Origin of the sequence: Sulfitobacter dubius (genome assembly GCF_027214245.1) — a bacterium.
Classification (GTDB): domain Bacteria; phylum Pseudomonadota; class Alphaproteobacteria; order Rhodobacterales; family Rhodobacteraceae; genus Sulfitobacter; species Sulfitobacter dubius_A.
The window spans coordinates 388,826-414,184 of sequence record NZ_JAPWHM010000004.1; the positions used below are offsets into that span (position 1 = coordinate 388,826).

Genomic DNA, 25,359 nt, shown 5'->3' on the forward strand with positions numbered 1-25,359 from the left:
TTTCTCCCGACTTATGCCGTTTGGAAATGGCCGACCTCGCTGCCGGGTTGGGCCGCGACACTGAGCAGGTCGAACATATACTGTGCAATTGACCGAAAGCAGATCACCTCAAAAGCACCGTCTTCGCGCAGCCAAAAGGCCGCTGGCACCTGCCCCATGCGGGTGCGGCGGAACATGCCGGGGGTGAACTGACCGGGTGCGAGGTCGACCGGCGCCAGCTTGGCCAGCACCTCCCGCGCATGGGGGCCTTCGACACGAAACGCCGCCCGCGCGCCGGAGACATCCACTGCGGTGGTATGGGTATCCTCGAAGGCCGCGTGCAGCCGCGCAAGTACCTCTGGCACCTGAGGGTGCGGACAGAAAAGCAGCAGTTCGTCGGGCGACATCCAAGCCACGCCGGTAGCGCCTTCGAACTGGCACTGCCCGCGCTCCGGGCGGTCAACGCCGGTGAGTTTTTTGGTCACCTTGCGGACATAGGGGGCATCCAGATCGCCGCGAATGGTGATCATGCCCAAGGGGGCGACTTCGGAAATCGTAGCGATACCAGCGTCGTAGCGGGCGTTCTTCAATGCGGTGACGGGTTCAGACATTCTGTTTCTCCCCTTTGGGATCATAAAACACCGGGTCGACGATCATCGCCTCATAGGTTTTGCCGTCGGTCCCGGGGAAGGTCAGCACTTCGCCCATCCGGTCCGGCCCGTTCAGCACCAGCCCCATGGCGATGCCGCGGTCGAGCGTCGGCGAATGATAGGTCGAGGTCACGCGCCCCTGCATCACCTTTTGCCCGTTCTCATTCTCGCCCTCGCCGAGCGCATAGGCGCCATCCGGCAGGGTGCTGCCATCCGTGGTCTCTAGGCCCACCAACTTCCAGCGTGTCGGGTCCTGCATATGGCTGCGCTGCTGCGCGCGTTTACCAAGGTAGTCGTCTTTCTTTTTCGAGATCGCCCAGTTGAGGCCAAGGTCTTGGGGGATCACCGTGCCATCGGTTTCGTCCCCAATCATAATGAAGCCCTTTTCGGCACGCAGGATGTGCAGACATTCCGTGCCATATGGCATCACGCCCAGGTCATGCCCGGCGATGAGCAGCGCATCCCAAAAGGCCTGCCCCTGCCCGGCCCCGACCGCGATCTCATAGCTCAGCTCGCCCGAGAAAGAGATACGGAAGACCCGCACCTTGAAGCCGCCCAACTCGCCCTCTGTCCACTCCATGAAGCCAAGCGCCTCGCGGCTCAGGTCCATGCCGCCGAGTTTCTCTAAACACTTCCGTGCGTTAGGGCCGACCACGGCCACCTGCGCGTAGTGCTCGGTGGCGTTGACCACATGAACCTTCCAGTCCCACCATTCAGTCTGAAGCCATTCCTCCATATGCGCGTGGATGCTGTCGGCCCCGCCTGTGGTGGTGTGGCAGAGGAAGGTCTGTTCATCCACCCGCGCGACGACGCCGTCGTCGATCAGGAAACCGTTTTCGTTGCACATCAGCCCATAGCGGCATTTTCCGGGTTTCAGCGTCGACATCATGTTCGTGTAGAGCATGTCGAGAAAGCGTTCCGCATCCGGCCCGCGCACGATTAACTTGCCCAGCGTCGAGGCATCCAACAAGCCGAGGTTCTGGCGGGTGTTTGTCACCTCACGCATCACCGCGTCATGGGTGCTTTCGCCGCTTTGCACATAGGCATAGGGCCGCCGCCATTGGCCGACCGGCTCCCAGATCGCACCGTTGCTTTCGTGCCAATCATGCAGCGGCGTGCGGCGGATCGGCTGGAAAGTGTCGCCCCGCGCAGCCCCCGCAATCGCGCCCATCGAAATCGGGTGATAGGGCGGGCGGAAGGTGGTGGTGCCGACGCTGGGAATCTCGGCGTCCAGCGCCCCGGCGAGCGTAGCCAGCCCGTTGATATTGCTCAGCTTCCCTTGATCCGTTGCCATGCCGAGCGTGGTATAGCGTTTGGCGTGTTCGACCGAGACGAAGCCCTCCTGGGCGGCAAGACGCACGTCCGAGACTTTAACGTCGTTCTGGTAATCGAGAAAGGTCTTTTCGCGCAGTTTGACGCTGGCGCCCTGTGGCATTTGCCAGACCGGCATCATCGGCGCTTCTTCGCGCCGGGCCGCCGTGGGCGCGGTCAGATCGCGCGGCAGTTTGAAGCCGAGCGATGTCGCCACCCCATCTGCGGCGGCATGGGCGTCATGCAGCACGTCGTCGAGGGCAAAGACCCCTGCCGCGGCCCCTGCTGGCGTTACGAAACCATGACCGTCTGCCCCGGTGGGCGGGTGGTCTTGATCGGGGCGGAAACAGGCTTTTGCCCCGTCCCACGTCAGCTTGCCGCCGCAATGGGACCACAGATGCACCACAGGTGACCAGCCGCCCGACATGGCGACGGCATCGCAGGCGATCTCTTCCAGCACGGCACCTTCGCCCGCCTGCGAACAGACGGCCACACCGGTCACCCGCTTGCCCCCCTGAACCGAGGATACCGCATGGCCCATGACCACCCGAATGCCAAGCGCGCGGGCCTGCGCCACCAGCTCGCTGTCTTGCGGCAATACCCGGGCATCTAGCACCGCAGGCACCTCCAGCCCCGCCTGTTTCAGCGCAATCGCCGTGAGATAGGCGTTGTCGTTATTGGTCACTACCACAGTGCGATCGCCCGGTGAGACCCCGTAATTCGCCACATAGTCGCGTATGGCCGAGGCCAGCATTACGCCCGGCACGTCATTGCCCGCAAAGCTGAGCGGGCGCTCAATTGCCCCGGTTGCGGTAATCACGTGGCCAGCGCGGACACGCCAGAGCCGGTGGCGTGGTCCGGCATCCTCCGGCGTATGATCCCGCAGCCGTTCATAGCCCAGCACATAGCCGTGATCGTAAACCCCTGCCCCCATGGTCCGGTCGCGCAGGTCGACATTCTCCATGCCGCGCAGACGGTTGAGCGTTTGCGCGATCCAATCCTCAACCGGTGCGTCATCCACCGTGCCCCCATCGACCGGCGCACGCCCGCCCCAATGGGCGGATTGCTCCATCACGATGACCCGCGCGCCGCTCAGCCCTGCCGCCAGCGCCGCTTGCAGCCCCGCAACCCCGCCGCCGATGACCAGCACATCGCAGAAGGCGTGGAAGTGCTCATAGGTATCCGCATCCGCCGCCTTTGGCGCTTTGCCCAAGCCTGCGGAATGGCGGATGATTGGCTCATAGAGGTGCTTCCACAGCGGGCGTGGATGCATGAACATCTTGTAGTAGAAGCCCGCAGGCAGAAAGCGGCTGAGGTGTTTGTTGATCGCCCCCACGTCGAACTCAAGGCTCGGCCAGTGGTTCTGGCTTTCCGCCGCCAACCCCTCGTGAAGCTCGGTCGTGGTGGCGCGGGCATTGGGCTCAAACCGCCCCTCTTGGCCGAGACCAACCAGACCGTTGGGCTCTTCGGGGCCGGAGGTCACGATGCCGCGCGGGCGGTGGTATTTGAACGAACGCCCGACCAGCACCTGATCATTGGCCAAAAGCGCCGAGGCCAGTGTATCGCCCTCATAGCCGCGCATTTGCTTGCCGTTGAAGGTGAAACTCAGCGGTTTGCTTTTGTTCAGCAGGCGGCCGCCTGTGGCCAGTCTTGTGCTCATCGTGGAAAACCTTGGGGACTGAGGATGGGGGTAATGCCGGGGCGGGAAGATCGGGTGCTGGACTAGCTGGCGCGTTGCCATTGCCAATCAGGATGGCGATTGCGGATCGCCTCAAGGATGTGTTCCGGCGGGGCGAGGGCCTGGGCCGCATAGCTGCCAAAGACCTCAAGCGTAGCGGTATCACGGGCCATGTGAAACCACTTGCCACAGCCATAGACATGGCGCCACCGCTCCAGATGCACTCCCTTCGGGTTCTCGCGCATGAACAGATAGCTCTCGAAATCGTCGTCCGCGCCGCCGGGGCCGACACGTTTCAGATGCGCTTCACCGCCGCCGTGAAACTCTGTCTCCTCGGCGGTGACATGACAGCAAGGACAGGTGAGGATCAGCATGGGCAGGCTCCTTGTCGTATGGAGAACGGCAAAACGCCGCCCCGGCGCAAAAGCGCGGAACGGCGTCGGTCGTGACAGGGCAGCGCCGCGCGGGACGCTGCCAAAGTCAGATTACTCAGTCGGTGTGGCTGTCTCTTCGACGGCGTCCGCTGTGCTTTCGGCTGCGCCTTCGATGGCTTCGCCTGTGCTTTCGGTTGCGCCTTCGACGTTGACGTTAACGTCATTCGCACCGTCGATGTCGCCACCTGCAAAGAGGAAATAGGCCAGCAGAGCCACAACAACGACAACCGCGCCAACGATAAAGGCAAGGCCGCTATTGCCGCCACGATCAGTCGTGGTTGTGGTCGTGGTGGTGTTGGTGTGATCGACGTGGTCTGTGCGGTTGTTTTCCGGGGTTGCCATTGTTCAGCTCCGTTATATTCAATGTCTGAACAGGCAACTCCAGCGCGGGCGAAATCGTTCCGCGCAATACAACGCTTCAGCGATTTGTGGCCGATCCGCAACATCAATGGGCCACCCCGGCGGCCACGGATTCGTCGATAAAGCGCCCTTCGGCGAACCGTTCCAGCCCAAAGGCTTGGGTCAACGGTGAATGCCCCTTGGCCATCAACTCAGCAAAGCCCCAGCCCGATCCGGGGATTGCCTTGAACCCACCCGTGCCCCAGCCGCCGTTGATAAAGACCCCCTCAACCGGAGTCTTGGAAAGGATCGGAGAGCGGTCGCCGGTGACATCCACGATGCCGCCCCATTGCCGCAGCATCTTGAGCCGGGAGATCATCGGGAAAGTCTCGACCAACGCGCGCACCGTCTCTTCGATATGATGGAAGCTGCCGCGTTGGGTGTAGTTGTTATGCCCGTCCGTACCACCGCCGATGACCATCTCGCCCTTGTCAGACTGGCTCATGTAGCCGTGCACTGTATTGGCCATGACGACGACATCCATACAGGGTTTGACCGGCTCGCTGACCAGCGCCTGCAAAGCCACGCTTTCGATCGGCAGACGAAAGCCCGCCATATTCGCCAACTGCCCCGAATGCCCGGCCACGACGATCCCCAGTTTGTCGCAGTCGATATCGCCGCGCGTGGTGCTGACGCCGGTCACCTTGCCGCCCGTCTGGCGCACGCCTGTGACTTCGCACTTCTGAATGATGTCCATGCCCATGTCCGAGCAGGCCCGCGCATAGCCCCAAGCCACCGCATCATGCCGCGCCGTGCCGCCCCGCGCTTGCCAGAGCCCGCCCAGAACCGGATAGCGCGGCCCGTCGATATTGATAATCGGCACCAGTTGTTTGACGAGATCCGGGCCGATGAATTCGGTGCTGACGCCCTGAAGCGCGTTGGCGTGGGCCGTGCGCTTATAGCCGCGAACCTCATGTTCGGTCTGCGCCAGCATGATCACCCCACGGGGGCTGAACATGACGTTGTAGTTCAGGTCCTGGCTCATCGTCTCATAAAGGCTGCGCGCCTTTTCGTAGATCGCGGCAGAGGGGTCTTGCAGGTAGTTCGAGCGGATGATCGTCGTGTTGCGCCCGGTGTTGCCGCCGCCCAGCCAGCCCTTCTCAAGCACCGCCACATTGGTGATGCCGAAATTCTTGCCCAAATAATAGGCCGTCGCCAGCCCATGCCCCCCGGCACCGACGATGATCACATCATAGCGTTTTTTCGGTTGCGCATCGCGCCACGCGCGGGTCCAGCCCGTATGATGGCGCATGGCCTCTCGGGCCACTGCGAAAACGGAGTATTTCTTCATCACGTCACTTCCCGGAAAGGATTCGGGCCGCGCGGGCGGCTGTGGTCTTTTCTGAGCCTAGGAGCAGATATTCGAAATGACCACCACGGCATTTGGACGCGGTTTTGCGACATGTGGTGCAATTGGTGAAAAATGCCGCAGGGGGCGCGGCATTTGCGGTCTTTTGTCGGCGTCGGGCAAAGGTTAGGTAAAGGACATGATATTTTGGTTTCTCTCTGGCGCGATGGCGCTTGTCGTGGGCGGTTTTCTGGCGCGGGCCGCATGGCGCGGCTCGGATACGCCCCTGCCCGTACAGGCGGATTATGATCTCAAGGTCTACCGCGACCAATTGGATGAGGTGGAGCGTGACGTAGCGCGCGGTGTGGTGCCTGAGGCCGATGCCGCCCGAATCCGGACCGAGATCTCGCGCCGGATCCTCGCCGCCGATGCCGCGCAGGATGGGGGCCAGCAAAACACCTCGCGGCCCGCGCCCGTCGTGCTGATCGGGGGGATTATCGCTTTGGGTGCCGGTTCACTGGCGCTCTACTGGCATCTGGGGCAGCCCGGCTATGGCGATCTGGCCTTGGCCGACCGCATCGCCTTTGCCGAAGACATGCGCCGCAACCGCCCCAGCCAGCAAAGCGCGGAAGAAAGCCTGCCTGCCAGCCCCAGCACCGAGGGGCTGAGCGCGGATTACCTCGCGCTGATGCAACAGCTCCGCGCGACGGTCAAAGAACGGCCCGAGGATTTGCAGGGCCAGACCCTGTTGGCGCAGAACGAGGCCCGCGTCGGGAACTTCGCCGCCGCAGCCGAGGCGCAAGGCAATGTGCTGCGTCTCAAAGGCGCGAACCGGACCGCGAAGGACATCGCGGATTACGCCGAACTTTTGGTGCTCGCCGCGGGGGGCTATGTCTCTCCCGAGGCGGAAACCGCCCTGCGGGAAGTGCTTAACCGCGATGAGCAGGATGGTCGCGCACGCTATTACCTTGGGCTGATGATGGTGCAGACCGGGCGGCCGGATGTCGGCTTCCGCATTTGGGACGCGCTTTTGCGGCGCGGGCCTGCGGAGGCGGCTTGGATCGAACCGATCCGCGCGCAGATTTCGCAGGTCGCCAGCCTTGCCGGGGTGAATTACGAGATGCCGCAGATCGGCACCGGCGCGCCGGCGCGGGGGCCATCCGCCGAAGACATCGAAGCCGCATCGGAAATGAGCGCGGACGACCGGATGGAGATGATCGGCGGGATGGTGGCCGGGCTTTCGGATCGTCTTGCCAGCGAAGGAGGCCCGCCGCAGGACTGGGCGCGGCTGATCACTTCGCTTGGCGTTTTGGGCGACACCGATCAGGCCCGCGCGGTCTATGACAACGCGCTAGAGGTCTTCTCGGGCGATAATGCGGCGCTGGACATGATCCGCAGCGCAGGAGAACGTGCAGGAGTGGCAGGATGATTTATGATGACACGGCAGATTTCATCGCCGCCCTGCCCCCAATGCAGGCGCTGATCGGGTTGGATCTAGGAGAGAAAACCATCGGCGTCGCGGTAAGCGACAGCTTCCAATCCGTCGCCACCCCTTTGGAAACCGTGCGGCGCAAGAAATTTGGGTTGGATGCCGCGCGTCTGGCCGAGATCATCGCCGAGCGCCGTATCGGCGGGCTGGTCTTGGGATTGCCGCGTAATATGGACGGCTCAGAAGGGCCGCGCTGCCAATCGACCCGCGCTTTCGCCCGCAACTTCGACCGGCTCACGCCGCTGCCCATCACCTATTGGGACGAGCGCCTGTCGACCGTGGCCGCCGAACGCGCATTGCTAGAAGCCGACACGACCCGCAAACGCCGCGCCGAGGTGATTGACCATGTGGCCGCGGGCTATATCCTTCAGGGGCTGCTGGACCGTTTACAGGTGATGCGCCGTGACTAAAAAGCTCTGGCAGCGCAATGAGGTCGAAAGCCCCTGCATCAACATCTGCGTGGTGCACCCCGAAAGCCGACTCTGCACGGGCTGTCTGCGGTCGATAGATGAGATTGGCCGCTGGTCGGCAATGAGCTCGGAGGAGCGCCGCGCCATCATGGCGGAATTGCCCCAACGCGAAAGCGCCCATACAAAACGGCGCGGCGGCCGCGCGGCGAAACTGGCACGACGGCGCGACTAGCGCGGCCTTAGGCGCCGCGACGCTGGACGATCTCGTTCAGGAAAATAAGAGCCGCTTCGCCGTTCGTGGCATCATGGTGGCCCATGGGGGTCGCATTGTAATTCGCCGCGGGAAAAGACGCGCGGGCAAATGTCAGGCTGGTTTCGCGAGTGAACATCCCATCAAAGCGAAACGCCCGACGGCCCCGGCGCGCAGGCTTCCAATAGGCGAGGTCACTGCCCTGCCCTTTAAGGATGATCGCTTTGGTCCCGCTTCGGCGCATCTCGTCACGTCCCTTGGTTCGGATGATTCTGCGTTTGTTAAGGCAGTAAGCCAGTTGTTTGTGTCGAGATTGCGGCAATTTGATGAACATTGTCCGAAATTGGGCAGAAACCATCACATTCCGGCAGGTTTAAGGTCAAAAACGGGTCGCCTCAGCCCCAAAGTGCTTTTCTCAACATATTTAGCGCCACCAGCACCAGAAACACGGCAAAGACCCGTCTGAGCGGCTTGGGGTCCATCGCATGGGCCAGCCGCACGCCCCAAGGCGCGGTGATGAGCGTCATTGTCACGACGATCCCGAAGGCACCTAGATTAACCGCGCCGATGGTCAAGGGCGGGCGGCTTTGCGCGATATCAACAAAGAGAAAGGCAATTACCGAGGGCACGGCGATCAAAAGCCCAAAGCCCGCCGCTGTGGCCACGGCTCGGTGAATGGGCCGCCCATGGAGCGTCATCAGCGGCACGCCAAAGCTGCCGCCGCCGATCCCCATGAGCACCGACAGAAACCCGACCATCGGCGACAGGATCGCACGTTTGATGCCACGCGGCATAGTCTCTCCCAAGCGCCAATTGCTGCGCCCGAACCCAAGGTAGAGCCCCACAATCAGCGCCAGCCCGCCAAAGATTGCCTGAAGCGTCTGGGTGCGCAATTGCGCAACCAGCAGCACACCCAAGATTGCCCCCACCATGATCCCCGGCGCCCAAGTGCGCAGGATTTCCCAATCAACCGCGCCCTTTTTGTTATGCGCATGAACCGAGCGCGCAGAGGTGACGATGATCGTAGCCAGTGATGTCGCAAGGCAAATCTGCATCAGTTGCGGCCCATCATAGCCCAGCGACTGCAGCGCGTAGAAAAAGGCAGGGACCAAGACGATCCCCCCGCCCACACCCAGCAGCCCTGCCAGAACACCGGCAAACCCTCCGATCAGGGCGATAAGCACCAGCATTGGCAAAAGATCGTTCAACTCAGGCATGGGGCCCCTCCGGCTGTCGTTGCGCTCTATCAAGCCGTTTCGCGCCGGGGGTTCAAGGCGATAACGCGGGGGTTGCACTTCCTCCCGCTCAGGTTAGGTTGCGCGCGAAAGTTGGCCCCAAGCGTTGGTCTATGCTTGCCGCCTCCCCCCTTTGGCCCTGGCCATCCCATCCGAAAGGACATCACGTGCTACGTTCAGCGCTCATTCTCGGGTTGCTGGGGCTGGTCGGCCCCTTCGCCATCGACATGTATCTTCCCGCCATGCCCGCCATCGCCGCCAGCTATGGCGCGTCTGAGACGGCGGTTCAGGCGACCATCTCCGCCTATTTCATCGCCTTCGGGCTAGGGCAGCTTTTCTACGGTCCTTGGGCCGATCAGGCGGGGCGCAAGCTGCCGATCATGGTGGGGCTGGTGCTGTTCCTCATCGCGTCGTTCGGGGCCGCCTTCGCGCCGACGATGGCGGCATTGACCGGCTGGCGGGCGCTGCAAGGGCTTGGCGGGGCCGTGCTGATGGTGGTGCCGCGTGCGATCATCCGCGACCAATATACCGGCACACAGGCGACGCGGTTGATGGCGATGCTGATGCTGGTGATCTCGATCTCGCCGATGTTGGCCCCACTGGCGGGCAGCGCGGTGATGGCGCTGGCCGATTGGCGCGGCATCTTCGTGACGCTAGGCATGTTGGCCATCGCCGCACTGGCACTCACCGCCTTCGTCCAGCCCGAAACGCTGCCCGTCAAACGCCGTGTGCGGATTAATCCGCGCAACCTTTGGCGCGGGGCGAAAGTGCTGCTGAGCGATCCGATCTTCATGGGGCTGACCTTTATCGGCGGCTTCGCCATGGGGTCTTTCTTTGTCTTCATTGCCTTCGCGCCCTTCGTCTATACCGGACAATACGGGCTGGGGCCGACGGGGTTCTCGCTGGCCTTTGCAGTGAATGCGATCGGCTTCTTCTCGGCCTCGCAACTGGCGGGGTGGCTCGGTGAACGCTGGGGCATGCGCAGCCTCGTGCGGCGCGGTGTGGCGGGCTTCGTCTTTTTCTCCGCCGCGATCTTTGTCACCGCGTTGGTCACCGATCCCGGCCTCTATCTGGTAATGGCGGGGCTGTTTTGCGCCAACGCCTGCCTTGGCGTCGTGGTGCCGACGGTGATGGTCGTGGCGCTGGACGATCACGGCGATATTGCCGGGCTGGCCTCTTCGCTGGGCGGCACATTGCAGATGGTGGCGGGTGGCCTTTCCATCGCGCTGGCCGGGCCGTTTTTTGACGGGACCGTCACACCGATGTTGGGGGCAATTGCAGCCTGCGGACTGGTGGCCGCCCTGCTCACGCTGGCGCTGCTGCGGCCCCGCCCGGTGGCAGAGCCCAGCGTTTAAACCTACCCCGCCGCGGCGACTTCCTGCGCCGCGGCGACCTCGGCTAAGGCGGCCTCGACCAGTTCCGGCCCCGCGCCGGGCTTATGCGCCCCTTCGGACAGGATACGCCGCCACTGCCGCGCACCGGGTCGCCCAGCAAAAAGCCCCAGCATATGCCGGGTGATCTGCCCCAGACGCCCGCCGCTGGCCAGATGCGCCTCAATATAGGGCAACATCCCCTGCACCGCGGCCTCTGCACTGCTGTCAGCACCCCGCCCGTAGATGCGCCGATCAGCGCTGGCGAGGATATCGGTCGGCGCATGATAGGCGCTGCGCCCCACCATGACGCCATCTAACCCGGCATCCAGAAAAGCTTCGGCCTGATCGAGCGATGTGACCCCACCGTTGACCGAAATATGCAGGTTCGGAAACAGCCCCTTCATCTGATGCACGAGATCATAGTCCAACGGTGGAATATCACGGTTTTCCTTGGGGCTCAGCCCCTGCAACCACGCCTTGCGCGCATGGATCGTGACACGGGTGCAGCCCGCCGCCACGATACGCGCGAGAAACTCGGGCAAGATTTCCTCAGGGTGCTGATCGTCCACGCCGATACGGCACTTCACGGTCACCTCGACATCGCAGGCCGCGCGCATGGCATCCACACAGTCCGCCACCAGCCCCGGCTGCTGCATCAAGACCGCGCCAAAGGCACCTGATTGCACCCGGTCAGACGGGCAGCCGCAATTGAGGTTAATCTCATCATAACCCGCGTCAGCCCCCAACCGTGCCGCCTGTGCCAGCTCTGCGGGGTCCGACCCGCCAAGTTGTAGCGCCACGGGATGTTCCGAAGGATCGTGATCCAGCAGATGCAACGCCCCGCCCCGCACCAGCGCGGGGGCGGTGACCATCTCGGTATAGAGGAGCGTCTCACGGCTCAGCAGCCGGTGGAGGTAGCGGCAGTGGCGGTCGGTCCAGTCCATCATGGGTGCCACCGACAGACGCGCGGCGCGGTAAACTTCAGCGTGGGTGAATTTCTGATCGCGCATGGGGGTGGCTCCGTCGTTAATTCACGGCCTTCTGCACGGCTTTGCGGGGGCGGCGCAAGATGTTCTTGTGCCGCAGCCGCCCCCGCGTGGCATGTTGCGCGCGCGGGCAACGCTCCGTCAAAACGCCGTCGCCGCCTCCGTCTGAGACAGAATGCCCAAGCTTGCAAACGCACGTTCCAGATCGCGGTCGCCGAAAGGTTTCTGAACCACGGCACAACGGCCCAAGGCCGCGGCGGAGGGGACTTCCGCTTGGCCGGTGGCAAAGATGATGGGCATATCGGGATGCTGCGCGCGCACGCGGGTTGCGACCTCCTCGCCCGAAATATCCGGCAGGCCCACGTCGATCAGCAGCGCGTCGTATTGCCCGGCTTGCAACCTGTCCAATGTCTCCTGCCCCGACGCGGTTTCGGTGACCTCGGTACCCAGCCCGCTGAGGATATCCGCCAGATCGAGCCGGATCAGCGCGTCGTCTTCGCACAGCAGCACATGACGGGGCCGGTTTGGCTGCTCTTGGACTGCGTCGGCCTTTGCTTTTGCAGCGGGAGCCGAGGACAGCGCGTCGCGAACTTTGATCGCCAAAGCGTCTTTGGTGAAGGGTTTTGCGAGGAACTGCACCCCGGCATCCACCCGGCCATCGCGCACGATCGCGTCGCGTGAATAGCCCGAGATGAAGAGGATCGGCAGGTCGGGCCGCTCAGCCTGTAGGGTTTCGGCCATGTCACGGCTGCTCAGTTCTCCGGGCATAACCACGTCTGAGACCAACAGATCGAATTCCAGCGCTTGCCGCGCGGCCTCTAGGGCGGTGGCGGGGTCTTCCGCGGTGCGTACGCGGTAGCCCAGATCCGACAGCAAGGCGGCGGTGGCGTCGCGCACCTCGGTGTCGTCTTCGACCAGCAGCACGGTCTCGTTCCCGCCCGCGATGTCTGAGGGGTCATGCCATTGCAAAGGCTCCGCCGCCGTCTCGGCGCGCGGCAGTAAAAGCGTCACCGTCGTGCCGGCGCCAGGATGGCTGGCGATGGTGGCCCGCCCGCCCGATTGCCGCGCGAAGCCATAAACGGTGGAGAGCCCAAGCCCGGTGCCCTTACCCACCGGTTTGGTGGTAAAGAACGGATCGAACACTTTGGCCAGCGTATCCGCCGGGATGCCGGGCCCGTGGTCGATGACTTTGACCTCAAGATAATCGCCCGCCACCATATCAGGCTCACCAAGCAATTCTTCGGGGCCGATATGCCGGTTCTCGACCGCGATTTTCAACTTGCCGCGCCCCTCCATCGCGTCGCGCGCGTTGATGACGAGGTTTAGCACGGCATTCTGGGTGCTTGCCGCATCGGCGTAGGCTGGCCACAGGGCTTCGGGCGTGTCGAGTTCGACCTCCATCCCCTCGCCCAAAGCGCTGCGCATAATGTCGTCGATATCACTGAGCAGATCGCGCAGGTCGATCGAGCGCGGCTGCAATGGCTGACGGCGGCTGAACGCAAGCAGTTGCGAGGACAGCGACGCGCCGCGCTCCACCGCCCGCATGGCCGCGTCGATCCGCACCCGCGCCGGGGAATCGGCCGCAATTTCGCGCGCGGCCATGGTTAGGCTTCCGGTCATCACTTGCAGCAGGTTGTTGAAATCATGGGCAACGCCGCCAGCAAGATTGCCGACAGCCTCGACCCGCTGGCTTTGGGCCAAACGGTCGTGAAGCTCTTCCAACTCGCGGTTGCGTTTCTCGACACGCTCTTCCAACGTCGTGTTCAGATCGGCCAGCTGGCGAGACAGTTCTTTCTGCTCGTGGATGTCGGAATTCGTGCCGACCCAGCGCATCAGCGCGCCTTGGTCATCTCTGGTTGGCAAGGCCCGCACCAAGTGCCAGCAATAGGCGCCATCGGCCCGTCGCAGGCGGAATTCACTTTCGTAGACCGCTCCAGTTTCCACCGCCTCAGCCCAAGTGGCAATCGCCTCGGCGCGGTCCTCGGGGTGAATGATCGCAGGCCAAGCATCCCCGACCAGACTGCCTGGCGTAGCACCCGAAAAGGCATAGATCTGATCGCTGACCCAATCTAAACGCCCGTCGGCGGTGGCGGTCCAGACATGGACCGGCATGGTATGCGCCATGGTGCGGAACCGTTCCTCCGCCTCGCGCAGCTTGGTTTCGGCAAGCTTATGCGCGGTGACGTCATTGCCTTGGATCACGATGCCGATGGTCTCTCCCCGCACGTTGTCGAGCGGTTGAAACACGAAATCGACGACGACCCGTTCAGTCGGACCTCCGGGGCTGCGTTGCACCCATGCCTCGGCCCCCTGTTGGCTCACGGCCTCGCCGGTGCGATAGACCTCGTCCAGCATTTCGAAAAAGCCCTGCCCCGCGATTTCGGGCAAAGCCTCGCGCGCGGGTTTGCCTATGAGGTCCCGCTGGCCAACCATCCGTAAATAGGCGGCGTTGACCGTGCGAAAGACGTGGTTCGGCCCCATGAGCGTGACCATGAAATTCGGCGCCTGTTCAAAGATCAGCTTGAAAAGGCTGATCCCGGTATCGAGCTCCAGATTCTGCTGCGTCACCTCATGGGCACGGCGCAACACGGCGGCTTGGGCCGATCCTGCTTGCGCCTCACCCGGGGTTTCGGCGGTATAGACCTCGGTGATGTCCTGCGTGTGCTGCAAGATGAACTCAACCTCGCCATCCGCATCTAGGATCGGCGTATGGGTCGCGCTCCAATAGCGGTCTTCGGTTTTGCCCTCGGCACTGGCGATTGGATAGGGAATGACCGGCAGGTGATCGGTGGTGCCATCGCGGAACACCCGTGCGAAAGACGCGCGCAGCATGCGGCCCGACTCGCTTTCCGGGTCAGATGGAAATTCCTCGAACAGATCTTTCCCGATAAGCCCCTCTAACTGGCGATCGGTCACCTGTAGATAGGCATCATTCGCCCAGACCACCCGAAGCTCACTATCCAACAACACGAAGGGCGACGGCGCGGCCTGGAGGATTTTTTCAAAGTCATGGGTCATCGTGTGTTGATCTTCTTATCTATCGGAACGTGCAGGTCAGCAGCCTCAGCCGCGCATTCAATCTTGATTTGAGGTGTCAGGCAAGGACGGTTGCAGCGCCCCGCCCCGCGGCTGCCCTGACTCGCTACGGCAGGGAGGGTTTCGGAGGCTGCACTCGATTTCATTGTATCTCGGAATCTTTAGGTCAGGGCGGCGGGCGCCGCTGCGTCTTAGCCGCGCGTCACGCATATGTAGCCCGTAATCCCTGCGGAACCAGCACCTCGCGCAGATTTTGCAACGTCTTGCACTCTGCGCTGAGTTTGCGATGAATAGAGCCGCTGCGCCTGCCATGCCCAACGGGCCGCGCGGCCGATCAGCTATTGCACATTTCCTCATTTCCGCCCGCGCACCCCTTTCCACAAGCCATTCAGGACCACCACATGACATTCCGCTTCATCCACGCGTCTGACCTGCACATCGGGCGCAAGTTCGCCAATATCCCGCAAGCGGCGGATGGCAACATCCGGGGGCGTCTGATGGAAGCACGGCATGGGGCCATCGCTAAACTGGCCCAAGCCGCGCGGGATCACGGGGCGGCGCATGTGCTCTTGGCGGGCGATACATTCGACACTGCGACACCTTCGGCCGCCGTGCTGCGGCAGGCCCTGACCGCCATGGGCGAGGCGGCAGAGGTGACTTGGTGGATCCTCCCCGGCAACCACGACAATCTGCGCGATGCCGAACCCCTGTGGGAGGTGATCCACCGTGATGCCCCCGCCAATCTGCGCGCCCTCATGGATGCTGCCCCGGTTGAGATCAGCACGAATGCAAGCCTGTTGCCCTGCCCCGTCGCCTTTCGCGCCGGCGCCAGCGATCCAAGCGCGCCTTTGGACAAGATGCAAAGCCCTGAGGGGCATCTGCGCATCGGCCTCGCCCACGGCGGCGTCACCGATTTCACCGACAGCGGAGAAGCGATCGCGCCCGACCGGGACCAGCGCGCGGGGCTGGACTACCTCGCGCTTGGCGATTGGCACGGGCGGATGGCCGTTTCAGACCGGGTCCAATACTGCGGCACGCCGGAGCAGGATCGTTTCAAACACGGGCGTCGCGGGGTTTGTCTTGCGGTTGAGGTCGCAGGCCCCGGCGCTACCCCCAAGGTGAATGAGATCGAAACCGGCAGTTTCCTTTGGTCCGATGCAGCGCTTGCGCTACACCCCCGCCAAGACGCGGCGGCGGCATTGGAGACGCTGCTGCCCGCTGCGGGCCGCCGGGATCACCTGCTGCGCGTCAAAGCAGGGGGCTGGGCCGGCCTTCCCGATCGCGCAGCGCTTGCCCGCGCGGCCGAGGCCTGCGCCCCCGATTTCGCGCATTTCGAACTGGTGACCGAAGGTTTGGGCACGCAATATGAGGCTGCAGACCTAGATGAGATCGACCGCGGCGGTGCCCTGCGCATGGCGGCGGAAGCTTTGGTGAACGAGGCGCAGTCCGACACCCTGCCCCAGTCCGAGCGTGACGTGGCCGCCGATGCCCTCGCCCGGCTTCATGCCTATGTGCAGGGGGCGAAAGCATGAAGATCCGCGCCATCACCCTCAACAACGTCCGCCGCTTCACCGACCCCGCGCAGGTGACCGGAATAGGCGACGGGATCAATGTCTTGAGCGAGCCGAACGAGCACGGCAAATCCACGCTTTTCGACGCGATACAGGCGCTGTTCTTCAAACCCTTCGGCTCTCGCGACAAAGAGGTCGCCGCCCTGCGCCCCCATGCGGGCGGTGCGCCGGAGGTAACCATCGAGGTCGAAACCGACGAAGGGCGCTTTGCCGTTCACAAACGGTGGTTCCAAAAGCCCTTTGCCACCGTGCACCGCGATGGCAGGCTGATCGCACAGGCGGATGCGGCCGAGGCATGGATCGCGCAGCTTTTGGGCGGGGATGCGGGCGGGCCGTCGGGGCTGATCTGGGTCCGGCAGGGCATGACCGCGCTGACCGGCGGCTCTACCAAAGAAGAAAAGCTCGCGCTGGAGGCGCGGCGAGATCTGATGACCTCGGTCGGGGCCGAGGTCGAAGCGATGACCGGCGGGCGGCGCATGGACAAGGCGCTGGCACAATGCCGCGAGGAGCTTGCCCAATACGCCACCGGCACCGGACGCCCACGCACCGGCGGACCGTGGAAAGAGGCCCAAGATCAAGTGGAGGCGCTACAGGCCACGCGCGACCAACTGGCGACCACCGCGCGAGAGTTGCAGGACGCTTTGGCCGAGCGTCAGCGGGCACGGCGAGCCTTGGCCGACCTCGAAGCGCCCGAGGTGGTCGAAGAACGCCGCCAAAAGCTTGAGGCCGCCCGCGCCGCCCATGCCGCCGCCACCCGCCACGCGGAAGAACTGGAAACCCTCGTCCGGGCCGTGGACCTCGCGCGTCTCACGGCTGAAAGCGCCACATCACGGCTCGACAGCTACCGCGCCGGAGAGATCGAGCAAAAGGCCGCCCGCGCCGCCGAAGCCACAGCCCGCAAAGCGGCAGAGACCGCCCACACCACCCTAACTGAACGCCGCGCCGCGCTGGACACTGCAGAGGCCGCCGCGACAGAAGCCCGCGCCGCCCTCAAAACCGCCGAGGACCAACACCGCCACGCCTTGCGGGCGCGTGCCGCGCGGGACGGCGCAGACCGCCGCCGCGCGCTTGAGGATCGCATCAAAGAGGCCGAAGAGGCCCGCCGCCGGATGGAGACTGCGGGTGCCGCCGCCCAATCCGGCCCGGACGCCGCCACGATGCAACGGCTTGAAACCCTCTCTGCCGAACTCTCCGCCAGCCGCGCCGCCCGCGATGCCGCTGCCCCCCAAGTGATCGTCCGCTACGCCCCCGGCCAATCGGGCAGCATCCACAGCGACAGCGGGCCGTTGGCGGAGGGCACCCCCCTGCCGCTTCCGCGCAGCACCACCCTTCGGATCGATGGTATCGGCAATTTGGAAGTCCACCCCGGCGCGGGGGGCGCAGAGGACGGCACAGTCGAAACCGCCGCCGCCAGCCTGCAAGCCGCGCTCGACCAGATCGGCGCGGCTGATCTGGCCGGAGCCCGCGCCGCCGCCGCGGCCCGTGTGGAGGCCGCCGCGCGTCAGGGAGAGGCCAAGGCCGTTCTCAACAGCCTCGCCCCTGAGGGGATCGACGCGCTGCACCAAGCCCTCGCCGCCATTCCGGCCTCGGAGGAGGTTTCCGACGCACCTGATCTTGCGCACGCCGAAGACGCCCTCGAAACTGCGCAGGCCGTGCATGAGACGTGTCGGATCGCGCGGGAGACAGCAGCCGAGGCGCTGGCCGATGCCAAGGCCGATGCCGCGGTCAAAGACGCGCAGCTTGCCTCGCTCAGTGACCGGTTGCAGCGCGCCGAGGCGCTGCAGGCCAAGCTGGGCGATGTCACGGAAGACGCGCTTGCCAGTCAAGCCGCCAACACCGCCGCCGCGCTGGAGGCCGCACGCCAGTCCCACGCCGAAAAGGCCAAAGACGCGCCAGATGCGGCCAGCCTTCGGGCCGCCCTCACCCGCGCGGAATCGGTCGAGGCGCAAGCCCGAGAGGAGGTCGCCCGCCTGCGTCCCCTGCTGGCCCGGCTCAGCGAACGCATCACCCGCGCCTCTGGCGACGCGGTGGAGGAACGCCTCGCCGAGACCGAAGACCAATTGCAGGCCGCCGAAGAGACCCTCGCGCGGATCGCCCATGAGGTTGCGGTGCTCACCCGATTGGAAGGCGCTTTGCAAGACGCGCGGAACGAGGCGCGAGAGCGCTACTTCACCCCCATCGTCAAAGAACTTAAACCGCTGCTGCAACTCCTTTGGCCCGATGCAGAGCTGACCTGGGGCGAGGAATCGCTGCTGCCCCATGCGCTGATCCGCGAAGGTCGCGAAGAGCCGATCGACGTCCTTTCAGGTGGCACACAGGAACAGGTGGCGCTTTTGGTACGGCTGGCCTTTGCGCGGATGCTGGCCCGCGCGGGGCGCATCGCGCCGGTGATCTTGGACGACGCGCTGGTCTTTACCGATGACGACCGGATCGAGCGGATGTTCGACGCGCTGCACCGGCAGGCCAGCGATATGCAAATCATCGTTCTGACCTGCCGCCAACGTGCCTTTCGTGCCCTTGGCGGACAGGCTTTGCGGCTGCAAACGGTGGACCCATAGAAATAACGGCATCAAGTACCCTGCGTGAATGAACTTTTCCCCCTGTCCCGCGTTGGCTTCTTAGCATCTGCGCAGGGCATGGTGGGGGGAATACATTGAACGATATCGCCGCGATCAGACGGTTGTTGGAAGTGCTGGTACTGATCGCCCTCTTCGTGACTGCCTATTTCGCCAAGGATTTGCTGCTGCCGATCCTGCTTGGTTTCCTCCTCGCGCTGACGCTTAGTCCGCTGATCCGCTCTTTTGAAAAATTCGGCATCTCGCCTCCGCTGGGGGCTGTGCTTCTAATTGGCTTTGTCGGGCTGATAATCTTTGTGCTGGCCGGGCTGTCGGCGGGCACCGTGGCCACTTGGTCGGACGAGATCCCCTCGATGGGCAATGAGATACAGCGCAAGCTGCAAGGCTGGATGAAGACGGTCGAGGATGTCCGTTCTGCCACGGAACAGGTCGAACAAATTGGCGCAGATAACGGCGCCAGCAAACCCGAAGAGGTGGTGGTCAAACAGCCGGGCCTGCTCGACAATGCCATGAACACCGGCGCGCGGATCGGCGGCACGGTGGCCGTCGCCCTTGTGCTGGCGCTGTTCCTGCTGGCCTCGGGCGATCTGTTTTATCTCAAGCTGGTTCAGTCCTTCCAGACCTTCACCGGCAAGAAACGCGCGCTGAAGGCGGTCTATGACGTTGAGCGCCGCGTGTCGCGCTACCTGCTGACCATCACCATCATCAACGCGGGGCTTGGCGTCTCTGTTGGGCTTTACCTTTTCGCGCTTGGGCTGCCCGTTCCTTATGTCTGGGGCTTGGCGGCGTTCTTGCTGAACTTCCTGCCCTATATCGGCGGGGTGATCGGTGCGGTGCTGGTGGGGGCCTATGCCATCGCCACATTCGACAGCGTCGGCTATGCGATCCTTGCCCCCATCGGCTATCAGATCCTCACCGGGATCGAGGGGCAGTTCATCACCCCCTACCTTGTGGGGCGGCGGTTGGAGTTGAACACCGTTGCCGTATTCCTCACCGTGGTCTTTTGGGGCTGGCTTTGGGGGATTGCGGGCGCGCTGGTGGCGGTGCCCTTCCTCGTGGTCTTCAAGGTAATTTGCGAGAACGTCACCGCGCTCAACATGATCGGGCATTTTCTGGATAAATCCGCCCCCGATGTGGCGGCAACCGCGGCGGATGAACCCGCCGCGGAAAAGCCCGGTGGCTAAAGCCGCCTAGCCTGCGAGGGACGGCAGCCAGAGCACGATCTGCGGAAAGGCCACAAGCAAGCCGATGGTCACCGCGTCGGCGATGAAGAAGGGCATCACGCCGCGGAACACGTCCTGCACGCTGAGGTCGGGGCGCACGCCTGCGACGACAAAGCAGTTGAGGCCAATGGGCGGCGTGATCAAACAGAACTCCGCCATCTTTACCACCAGAATGCCGAACCAGATCGCGCACATAGGGCCGGACATGCCAAAGGCACTGTCCGCAGCCGAGACGAACTCGCCCCCGTTGAGCGCCATCACCGCCGGGTAAACCACGGGCAGCGTCAGCAGCAACATTCCGATCGCATCCATGAACATGCCCAGCACGGCATAGGCCAGCAGGATGCAGATCAGGATCAGCATAGGCGAGGTTTCGAGCGATGAGATCCAATCGGCGAATGCGCCCGGCAGATCGGCAAAGCCCAAGAAGCGTACATAGATCAAGACGCCCCAGATGATGGTGAAGATCATCACTGTCAGCTTGGCGGTCTCCAACAGCGCGTCCTTCAACTCGCCCAAACGCATCCCACGGAAGACGGCCATACAGAAGACGATGAACGCCCCCACGGCGCCACCCTCAGTCGGGGTGCCCCATGCATCGCCAAAGGGATTGTAGACGAAGAAGATGATGATCACGACCACCGCGACAATCGGCAGAGCGGCAGGCAACGCGGCAAAGCGTTCACGCCAAGTAAAGCCGGTCACCGGCGGGCCGACGTTCTTCCAGATCATGGCGATGCCGATGATCAACACCGCATAGACCACCGCCGAAAAGGCACCGGGGATAAAGCCCGCCAGCAGCAGTTTGCCCACGTCCTGCTCAACAATGATCGCATAGATCACGAGGATCGCCGAGGGCGGGATCAATGAGGCCAGCGTGCCCCCTGCCGCCACGACGCCCGCGGCGAATTGCTTGTTATAGCCGATCTTAAGCATTTCGGGGATGGCGATACGGGCAAAGACCGCTGCCGTCGCAACCGAAGCACCCGACACGGCCGCGAAGCCTGCCGTGGCGAAGACCGTCGAGACCGCCAAACCGCCCGGCACCCAAGCGAACCAACGTTTCGCCGCTTCAAAGATCGCTTTGGTCAGTCCTGCGTAATAGGCTAGAAAACCGATCAGGATGAAGGTCGGGATCAGGGAGAGTGTCTGGCTTGATACTTTCGAGTGCGGCACCTGCCCGGCGGTCTTGATTGCCACGGTCAATGCCCAGCCAAGCTGGTCCCACTCCATGCCCTTCTTGGCCCAGAAAATCCAGATAAGGCCCACAAGCCCGGCCATTGCAGCGGCAAAGGCCACCCGCATGCCAAGCACCACCATGAGCAGCATGCCGCCCGAGACCCAAAGGCCGATTTCAATAGGATCCATCAGTCACGTCCATCCAGTTGTTCGGCCTCGGCCATTGCTTGTTCTGCCGCCGATTGCACCAGCGGCACGGCCACGGGGCGTTCCAGCCCCAGCACTAAGGCCCGGCCATAGCCCCAGATTTGCAGGCAAAGCCGCAAGGAGATCACGGCAAAGGCAACCGGCACCACCAGTTTGCTGGGCCAGATTGGCAGGCCGATGTCGATCGAACTATCACGGCTCCACATCGGGGCCGTCATGTCAAAGCTGCGGTCGAAATGCGCCCAAGCGCCCCATGTCAGTGCCAGCATCAAAAGCAGGATCAGCACAACAGACAGCAGCTCCGCCGCCCAAAGCGCGCGGCCCTTAAGCTGGCCGATCAGAATGTCCATGCGCACATGCCCGCCCATACGTTGGGTATAGGCAATGCCCATGATGGCGATGAACGGCATCGCCGCTTCGATCCAGTCGACATAGCCCGCCAGCGGCGTGGAAAAGAACTTGCGCCCCCCCACGGACCAAACGGCCAGCACCATCAACATGAAAACGGCAATCCCCGAGATCAGGGCAAAGAAGGTCTCCAGCTTCAGCAGGCCCCGGTCGAGGCGGCTGAGGAGGCTGCTGTCCTCCAGCACGGCGGATGATCCAGCCATCGGCTCTCCTTTTCAGAAAGTCTGTTTGTTACGTCATTAAAGTCGAAAGGGCCGCGCGGTTTGCCGCACGGCCCTTAAAGTCATGCGCGCAAGGCTTAGTTCGACGCGCGTTCTTTTTCCAGCGTTTCCATCACGAGGTCATAGAGTTCCTGACCCGGAATGCCTTGAGCTTCCATGTCCTTGATCCATGCTTCGCGCGCAGGATCAGCCGCTTTGGCTTTGAACTCGGCAATCACCTCGGGGGAGAATTCGACCTTCTCGACGCCCTTCTCTTCGAGAACGGTATCCCAACGCTCAAGCAACTCGCCGTAGTTGGCAAGGTAGTGATCCAGCGCCTCATCGACGGACCCATCAAGTGCTTCGCGCTCTGCGTCGCTCAGCGCCTCATATGCGTCGATGTTCACCACAACGGGGCAGTTCACGGTGCCGGGGTTGAGGTTCGCGGTCCACCAATCTGCTTTGTTGATCGTGCCAAAGCTGAGGTGCGCGTGCTGGGCGAAGGCCACGGTGTCGACAACGCCGGATTCCATGGCGTTATAGGCTTCCGAAGAGGTCACGGATGTCGGCACACCGCCAACGGCTTCGAATGCTTTGCCCAGACCGCCGGTGGCGCGCACACGCATGCCGTCAAAGTCTTCCAATGTGGTGCGCGGATCGCCGGTGCCGACAAGGTTGTACTGCGGCATGGGCGAGGTCATCAGCATCTTGGCGTTCCACTGCGCCATCTCTTTGGCAACGGCGGGGTGGTCATAGACCGCACGGCTGACCGCGACTTCTTCTTCAAGGTTGCTGACGCCAAGAAAGGGCAGTTCCAGCACGGTGATCGCGCGGTTCTTGTCTGCGTGGTAGCCGGCGCAGAACTGGGCCATCTCGAAAGCACCGATGGAGATACCGTCGAGGTTCTCACGGTTCTTGGACAGGCCGCCGTAGCTGACATTGATGGTGAATTCGCCATTTGTCTTTTCGCTCACCAGTTCGGCGATCTTTTCGACATGTTCGGTGAAGGCGCGGCGCTTGCCCCAGACGGAGGCGTTCCATTCGGTCGCGGCAGCTTCGCCGACAAAGGCAACGCTCAGCGCACAGGCGGCGGCGCCGCTCAGCAGGTTTTTCATGATATCTCTCCCTAGATGCCCGCCCTTAGTGAGCGGATTGGCGCACAGGCTACCCCGTGGGGGCAAGCCTGCCAACCCCGTCATGCCGCGCAAATCCGACAGCTGCAAGACAGTTGCACCATGTTTGACTGGCAAGGCTTTGAAAAAGCCCACCTATTGCCCGCGAAAATCGAAAAATTTACAGTCAACACGCCAACCGGGAAAAACCTTTACAGGCAAGCCCTTGTATTCCAGTTGCTTATTCACTTCTTTTCACGGGCCGCTATGATCCAGCTCAGGAGGAGGCCACGGCAGCCGGGTGAGATCTGCGCCCCGTGGCAAGACGCGAACATCTAGGGAGGAACCACCATGTCCGACGCCACCGCAAAGACCTATCCGCCATCCGCCGACATGGCCGCCCGCGCCCATGTGGATGCGCAGACCTATGACAAGATGTACCACGCCTCGGTCACCGACACCGAGGGGTTCTGGCGCGAACAGGCGCTGCGGATCGACTGGATCAAACCCTTTACCCAAGTGCGCGATGTGAACTTTGACCTTGGGTCAGTCAGCATCAATTGGTTCGCGGATGGCGAGTTGAACGTCAGCGCCAATTGCATCGACCGCCATCTAGAAAAGCGCGGCGATCAGACCGCGATCATTTGGGAGCCGGACAGCCCCGAGGATGACGCCAAACACATCAGCTACCGCGAGTTGCACAGCGCCACCTGCCGTATGGCCAATGTGCTGCGCGATCTTGGCGTGAGCAAAGGCGACCGCGTCATCATCTACATGCCAATGATCCCCGAAGCCGCCTATGCCATGCTGGCCTGCGCGCGGATCGGCGCGATCCATTCCATCGTCTTTGCCGGGTTCTCCCCGGATGCGCTGGCCGCCCGCGTCAACGGCTGCGAAGCCAAGGTCGTTATCACCGCGGATGAGGCCCCGCGCGGGGGCAAGGCCACCCCGCTCAAGGCCAATGCCGACAAGGCGTTGGCGCAGTCCGACGCCTCCGTACAATGCCTCGTGGTGCGCCGCACCGGCGGGGATGTGGCATGGAACGACGCCCGCGACCGCGATTACAACGTGCTGGCCGAGAAGGCCGCCGACACCTGCGAGCCGACAGCCGTGGGCGCGGAAGACCCGCTGTTCATCCTCTACACCTCTGGTTCCACCGGCCAGCCCAAAGGCGTCGTCCACACCACCGGCGGCTATATCACCTATGCGGCGCTGACCCATGAGGTGACCTTCGACTACCACGACGGCGACATCTATTGGTGCACGGCGGACGTCGGCTGGGTCACCGGGCACAGCTATATCGTCTATGGCCCGCTGGCCAATGGCGCGACTACGTTGATGTTTGAGGGCGTGCCAACCTTCCCCGACGCCAGCCGCTTCTGGCAGGTCTGTGAAAAGCACAAGGTCACCCAGTTCTACACCGCCCCCACCGCCATCCGCGCGCTGATGGGACAAGGCAGGGAATTCGTCACCAAAAGCGATCTGTCGTCGCTGCGCATCCTTGGCACCGTGGGTGAGCCGATCAACCCTGAGGCGTGGAACTGGTACCATGATGTCGTCGGCCAAGGCCGCTGCCCGATCGTCGATACATGGTGGCAGACCGAAACAGGTGGTCACCTGATGACCCCCCTGCCCGGCGCGCATGACATGAAACCGGGGGCCGCGATGAAACCGTTCTTTGGCATCAAACCTGTGGTGCTGGACCCGACCTCGGGTCAAGAGATTGAGGGTAATCCAGCCGAAGGCGTGCTGTGCATCGCGGACAGTTGGCCGGGCCAGATGCGCACCGTCTGGGGCGATCACGAGCGGTTCGAAAAGACCTATTTCGCGGATTACCCCGGTTATTACTTCACCGGCGATGGCTGCAAACGCGATGCCGATGGTGACTATTGGATCACAGGCCGCGTCGATGACGTGATCAACGTCTCGGGCCACCGCATGGGTACCGCCGAGGTCGAAAGCGCGCTGGTCGCCCATGACAAAGTCGCCGAAGCCGCCGTGGTCGGCTACCCGCATGATGTCAAAGGTCAGGGCATCTATTGCTATGTCACCCTTATGAGCGGTGAAGAGCCTTCCGAAGACCTGCGCAGCGAGCTGCGCAACTGGGTCCGGCAAGAAATTGGCCCCATCGCCTCGCCCGACCTGATCCAATGGGCGCCCGGCCTGCCGAAAACACGTTCGGGCAAGATCATGCGCCGCATTCTGCGCAAGATCGCCGAAAACGATTATGGCGCCTTGGGGGATACATCGACGCTGGCGGATCCCAGCGTGGTGGATGATCTTATCGACAACCGAATGAACCGCTAAAACGCGGCATGGCGCGGGTGGCTGCCCGCCTCCGCGCCCTGCCCCAAGAAAGAGAGTC

20 protein-coding genes are annotated in these 25,359 nt (G+C 63.1%); 8 read left to right on the top strand and 12 right to left on the bottom strand.

The window, feature by feature from the left end:
- Window positions 1–11: 11 nt before the first annotated feature.
- The 5 genes from O4H31_RS11990 to O4H31_RS12010 form a co-directional block, all read right to left on the bottom strand.
- Window positions 12–590, bottom strand: a complete 579-nt coding sequence (locus O4H31_RS11990; protein ID WP_269346052.1) for a sarcosine oxidase subunit gamma — start codon at window positions 588–590, stop codon at window positions 12–14.
- Window positions 583–3,600, bottom strand: coding sequence for a sarcosine oxidase subunit alpha family protein (locus O4H31_RS11995; protein WP_269346054.1), 3,018 nt, complete (start codon window positions 3,598–3,600; stop codon window positions 583–585). Before O4H31_RS11995 ends, O4H31_RS11990 begins: the two co-directional genes overlap by 8 nt.
- 62 nt (window positions 3,601–3,662) lie before the next feature.
- A complete protein-coding gene (locus tag O4H31_RS12000; protein ID WP_269346055.1) occupies window positions 3,663–3,992 on the bottom strand; it encodes a sarcosine oxidase subunit delta in 330 nt (109 codons plus the stop codon).
- Between the two features lie 111 nt (window positions 3,993–4,103).
- On the bottom strand, window positions 4,104–4,394 hold the full coding sequence (locus tag O4H31_RS12005; RefSeq protein WP_269346057.1) for a hypothetical protein: 291 nt from the start codon (window positions 4,392–4,394) through the stop codon (window positions 4,104–4,106).
- A gap of 103 nt (window positions 4,395–4,497) precedes the next feature.
- The gene (locus O4H31_RS12010) at window positions 4,498–5,742 is read right to left on the bottom strand and encodes a sarcosine oxidase subunit beta family protein (protein WP_269346059.1); all 1,245 of its coding nucleotides are present in this window, start codon (window positions 5,740–5,742) and stop codon (window positions 4,498–4,500) included.
- Window positions 5,743–5,938: 196 nt separating this feature from the next.
- On the opposite strand from O4H31_RS12010, the gene ccmI reads away from it, so the two are divergent.
- The 3 genes from ccmI to O4H31_RS12025 are packed head-to-tail and all read left to right on the top strand — an operon-like array spanning window position 5,939 to window position 7,870.
- Window positions 5,939–7,168: a c-type cytochrome biogenesis protein CcmI gene (gene ccmI / locus O4H31_RS12015; protein ID WP_269346061.1), complete on the top strand. Its 1,230-nt coding sequence runs from the start codon at window positions 5,939–5,941 to the stop codon at window positions 7,166–7,168.
- A complete protein-coding gene (gene ruvX, locus O4H31_RS12020; RefSeq protein ID WP_067940767.1) occupies window positions 7,165–7,638 on the top strand; it encodes a Holliday junction resolvase RuvX in 474 nt (157 codons plus the stop codon). Before ccmI ends, ruvX begins: the two co-directional genes overlap by 4 nt.
- Window positions 7,631–7,870, top strand: coding sequence for a DUF1289 domain-containing protein (locus O4H31_RS12025; RefSeq protein WP_269346064.1), 240 nt, complete (start codon window positions 7,631–7,633; stop codon window positions 7,868–7,870). Before ruvX ends, O4H31_RS12025 begins: the two co-directional genes overlap by 8 nt.
- Before the next feature lie 7 nt (window positions 7,871–7,877).
- Here the strand turns inward: O4H31_RS12025 and O4H31_RS12030 are convergent, their stop codons facing one another.
- Together O4H31_RS12030 and O4H31_RS12035 are read right to left on the bottom strand one after the other, a co-directional pair.
- Window positions 7,878–8,132, bottom strand: coding sequence for a hypothetical protein (locus O4H31_RS12030; protein WP_269346065.1), 255 nt, complete (start codon window positions 8,130–8,132; stop codon window positions 7,878–7,880).
- A 151-nt stretch (window positions 8,133–8,283) separates the two neighbouring features.
- Window positions 8,284–9,105 (bottom strand): sulfite exporter TauE/SafE family protein, encoded by an 822-nt coding sequence (locus O4H31_RS12035; protein WP_269346066.1) that lies wholly within the window; start codon window positions 9,103–9,105, stop codon window positions 8,284–8,286.
- Between the two features lie 185 nt (window positions 9,106–9,290).
- Here O4H31_RS12035 and O4H31_RS12040 point away from each other — a divergent pair, with 185 nt between their 5' ends.
- Complete coding sequence (locus O4H31_RS12040) at window positions 9,291–10,478, top strand: multidrug effflux MFS transporter (protein ID WP_269346067.1); 1,188 nt, start codon at window positions 9,291–9,293, stop codon at window positions 10,476–10,478.
- A gap of 2 nt (window positions 10,479–10,480) precedes the next feature.
- On the opposite strand, the gene dusA is transcribed toward O4H31_RS12040, so the two are convergent.
- Together dusA and O4H31_RS12050 are read right to left on the bottom strand one after the other, a co-directional pair.
- Window positions 10,481–11,506: a tRNA dihydrouridine(20/20a) synthase DusA gene (gene dusA / locus O4H31_RS12045; protein ID WP_269346069.1), complete on the bottom strand. Its 1,026-nt coding sequence runs from the start codon at window positions 11,504–11,506 to the stop codon at window positions 10,481–10,483.
- A 117-nt stretch (window positions 11,507–11,623) separates the two neighbouring features.
- The gene (locus O4H31_RS12050; protein WP_269346071.1) at window positions 11,624–14,500 is read right to left on the bottom strand and encodes a response regulator; all 2,877 of its coding nucleotides are present in this window, start codon (window positions 14,498–14,500) and stop codon (window positions 11,624–11,626) included.
- 419 nt (window positions 14,501–14,919) lie between these two features.
- On the opposite strand from O4H31_RS12050, the gene O4H31_RS12055 reads away from it, so the two are divergent.
- The 3 genes from O4H31_RS12055 (at window position 14,920) to O4H31_RS12065 (ending at window position 19,849) form a co-directional block, all read left to right on the top strand.
- The gene (locus O4H31_RS12055) at window positions 14,920–16,050 is read left to right on the top strand and encodes a metallophosphoesterase family protein (protein WP_269346073.1); all 1,131 of its coding nucleotides are present in this window, start codon (window positions 14,920–14,922) and stop codon (window positions 16,048–16,050) included.
- On the top strand, window positions 16,047–18,647 hold the full coding sequence (locus O4H31_RS12060) for an AAA family ATPase (RefSeq protein ID WP_269346075.1): 2,601 nt from the start codon (window positions 16,047–16,049) through the stop codon (window positions 18,645–18,647). The genes O4H31_RS12055 and O4H31_RS12060 overlap by 4 nt, the downstream gene beginning before the upstream one ends.
- Before the next feature lie 95 nt (window positions 18,648–18,742).
- Complete coding sequence (locus tag O4H31_RS12065) at window positions 18,743–19,849, top strand: AI-2E family transporter (protein WP_269346077.1); 1,107 nt, start codon at window positions 18,743–18,745, stop codon at window positions 19,847–19,849.
- Window positions 19,850–19,855: 6 nt separating this feature from the next.
- Here O4H31_RS12065 and O4H31_RS12070 read toward each other — a convergent pair whose 3' ends face one another.
- The 3 genes from O4H31_RS12070 to O4H31_RS12080 form a co-directional block, all read right to left on the bottom strand.
- The gene (locus tag O4H31_RS12070; protein ID WP_269346079.1) at window positions 19,856–21,256 is read right to left on the bottom strand and encodes a TRAP transporter large permease; all 1,401 of its coding nucleotides are present in this window, start codon (window positions 21,254–21,256) and stop codon (window positions 19,856–19,858) included.
- Window positions 21,256–21,885: a TRAP transporter small permease subunit gene (locus O4H31_RS12075; protein ID WP_269346081.1), complete on the bottom strand. Its 630-nt coding sequence runs from the start codon at window positions 21,883–21,885 to the stop codon at window positions 21,256–21,258. The genes O4H31_RS12070 and O4H31_RS12075 overlap by 1 nt, the downstream gene beginning before the upstream one ends.
- Before the next feature lie 95 nt (window positions 21,886–21,980).
- Entirely contained in the window at window positions 21,981–22,997 is a 1,017-nt protein-coding gene (locus tag O4H31_RS12080; protein WP_067622384.1) for a C4-dicarboxylate TRAP transporter substrate-binding protein, read from the bottom strand.
- A gap of 348 nt (window positions 22,998–23,345) precedes the next feature.
- On the opposite strand from O4H31_RS12080, the gene acs reads away from it, so the two are divergent.
- Entirely contained in the window at window positions 23,346–25,301 is a 1,956-nt protein-coding gene (acs, locus tag O4H31_RS12085; RefSeq protein ID WP_269346084.1) for an acetate--CoA ligase, read from the top strand.
- Window positions 25,302–25,359 lie beyond the last annotated feature (58 nt).

Bases quoted from the DNA above. Each gene is read 5' to 3' on its own strand.
- O4H31_RS12010 (WP_269346059.1), bottom strand. From the start codon at position 5,742: ATGAAGAAATACTCCGTTTTCGCAGTGGCCCGAGAGGCCATGCGCCAT.
- O4H31_RS11995 (WP_269346054.1), bottom strand. From the start codon at position 3,600: ATGAGCACAAGACTGGCCACAGGCGGCCGCCTGCTGAACAAAAGCAAA.
- O4H31_RS12070 (WP_269346079.1), bottom strand. From the start codon at position 21,256: ATGGATCCTATTGAAATCGGCCTTTGGGTCTCGGGCGGCATGCTGCTC.
- O4H31_RS12050 (WP_269346071.1), bottom strand. From the start codon at position 14,500: ATGACCCATGACTTTGAAAAAATCCTCCAGGCCGCGCCGTCGCCCTTC.
- O4H31_RS12075 (WP_269346081.1), bottom strand. From the start codon at position 21,885: ATGGCTGGATCATCCGCCGTGCTGGAGGACAGCAGCCTCCTCAGCCGC.
- acs (WP_269346084.1), top strand. From the start codon at position 23,346: ATGTCCGACGCCACCGCAAAGACCTATCCGCCATCCGCCGACATGGCC.
- O4H31_RS11990 (WP_269346052.1), bottom strand. From the start codon at position 590: ATGTCTGAACCCGTCACCGCATTGAAGAACGCCCGCTACGACGCTGGT.
- O4H31_RS12000 (WP_269346055.1), bottom strand. From the start codon at position 3,992: ATGCTGATCCTCACCTGTCCTTGCTGTCATGTCACCGCCGAGGAGACA.
- ccmI (WP_269346061.1), top strand. From the start codon at position 5,939: ATGATATTTTGGTTTCTCTCTGGCGCGATGGCGCTTGTCGTGGGCGGT.
- dusA (WP_269346069.1), bottom strand. From the start codon at position 11,506: ATGCGCGATCAGAAATTCACCCACGCTGAAGTTTACCGCGCCGCGCGT.
- O4H31_RS12055 (WP_269346073.1), top strand. From the start codon at position 14,920: ATGACATTCCGCTTCATCCACGCGTCTGACCTGCACATCGGGCGCAAG.
- O4H31_RS12035 (WP_269346066.1), bottom strand. From the start codon at position 9,105: ATGCCTGAGTTGAACGATCTTTTGCCAATGCTGGTGCTTATCGCCCTG.
- ruvX (WP_067940767.1), top strand. From the start codon at position 7,165: ATGATTTATGATGACACGGCAGATTTCATCGCCGCCCTGCCCCCAATG.
- O4H31_RS12060 (WP_269346075.1), top strand. From the start codon at position 16,047: ATGAAGATCCGCGCCATCACCCTCAACAACGTCCGCCGCTTCACCGAC.
- O4H31_RS12005 (WP_269346057.1), bottom strand. From the start codon at position 4,394: ATGGCAACCCCGGAAAACAACCGCACAGACCACGTCGATCACACCAAC.
- O4H31_RS12080 (WP_067622384.1), bottom strand. From the start codon at position 22,997: ATGAAAAACCTGCTGAGCGGCGCCGCCGCCTGTGCGCTGAGCGTTGCC.
- O4H31_RS12030 (WP_269346065.1), bottom strand. From the start codon at position 8,132: ATGCGCCGAAGCGGGACCAAAGCGATCATCCTTAAAGGGCAGGGCAGT.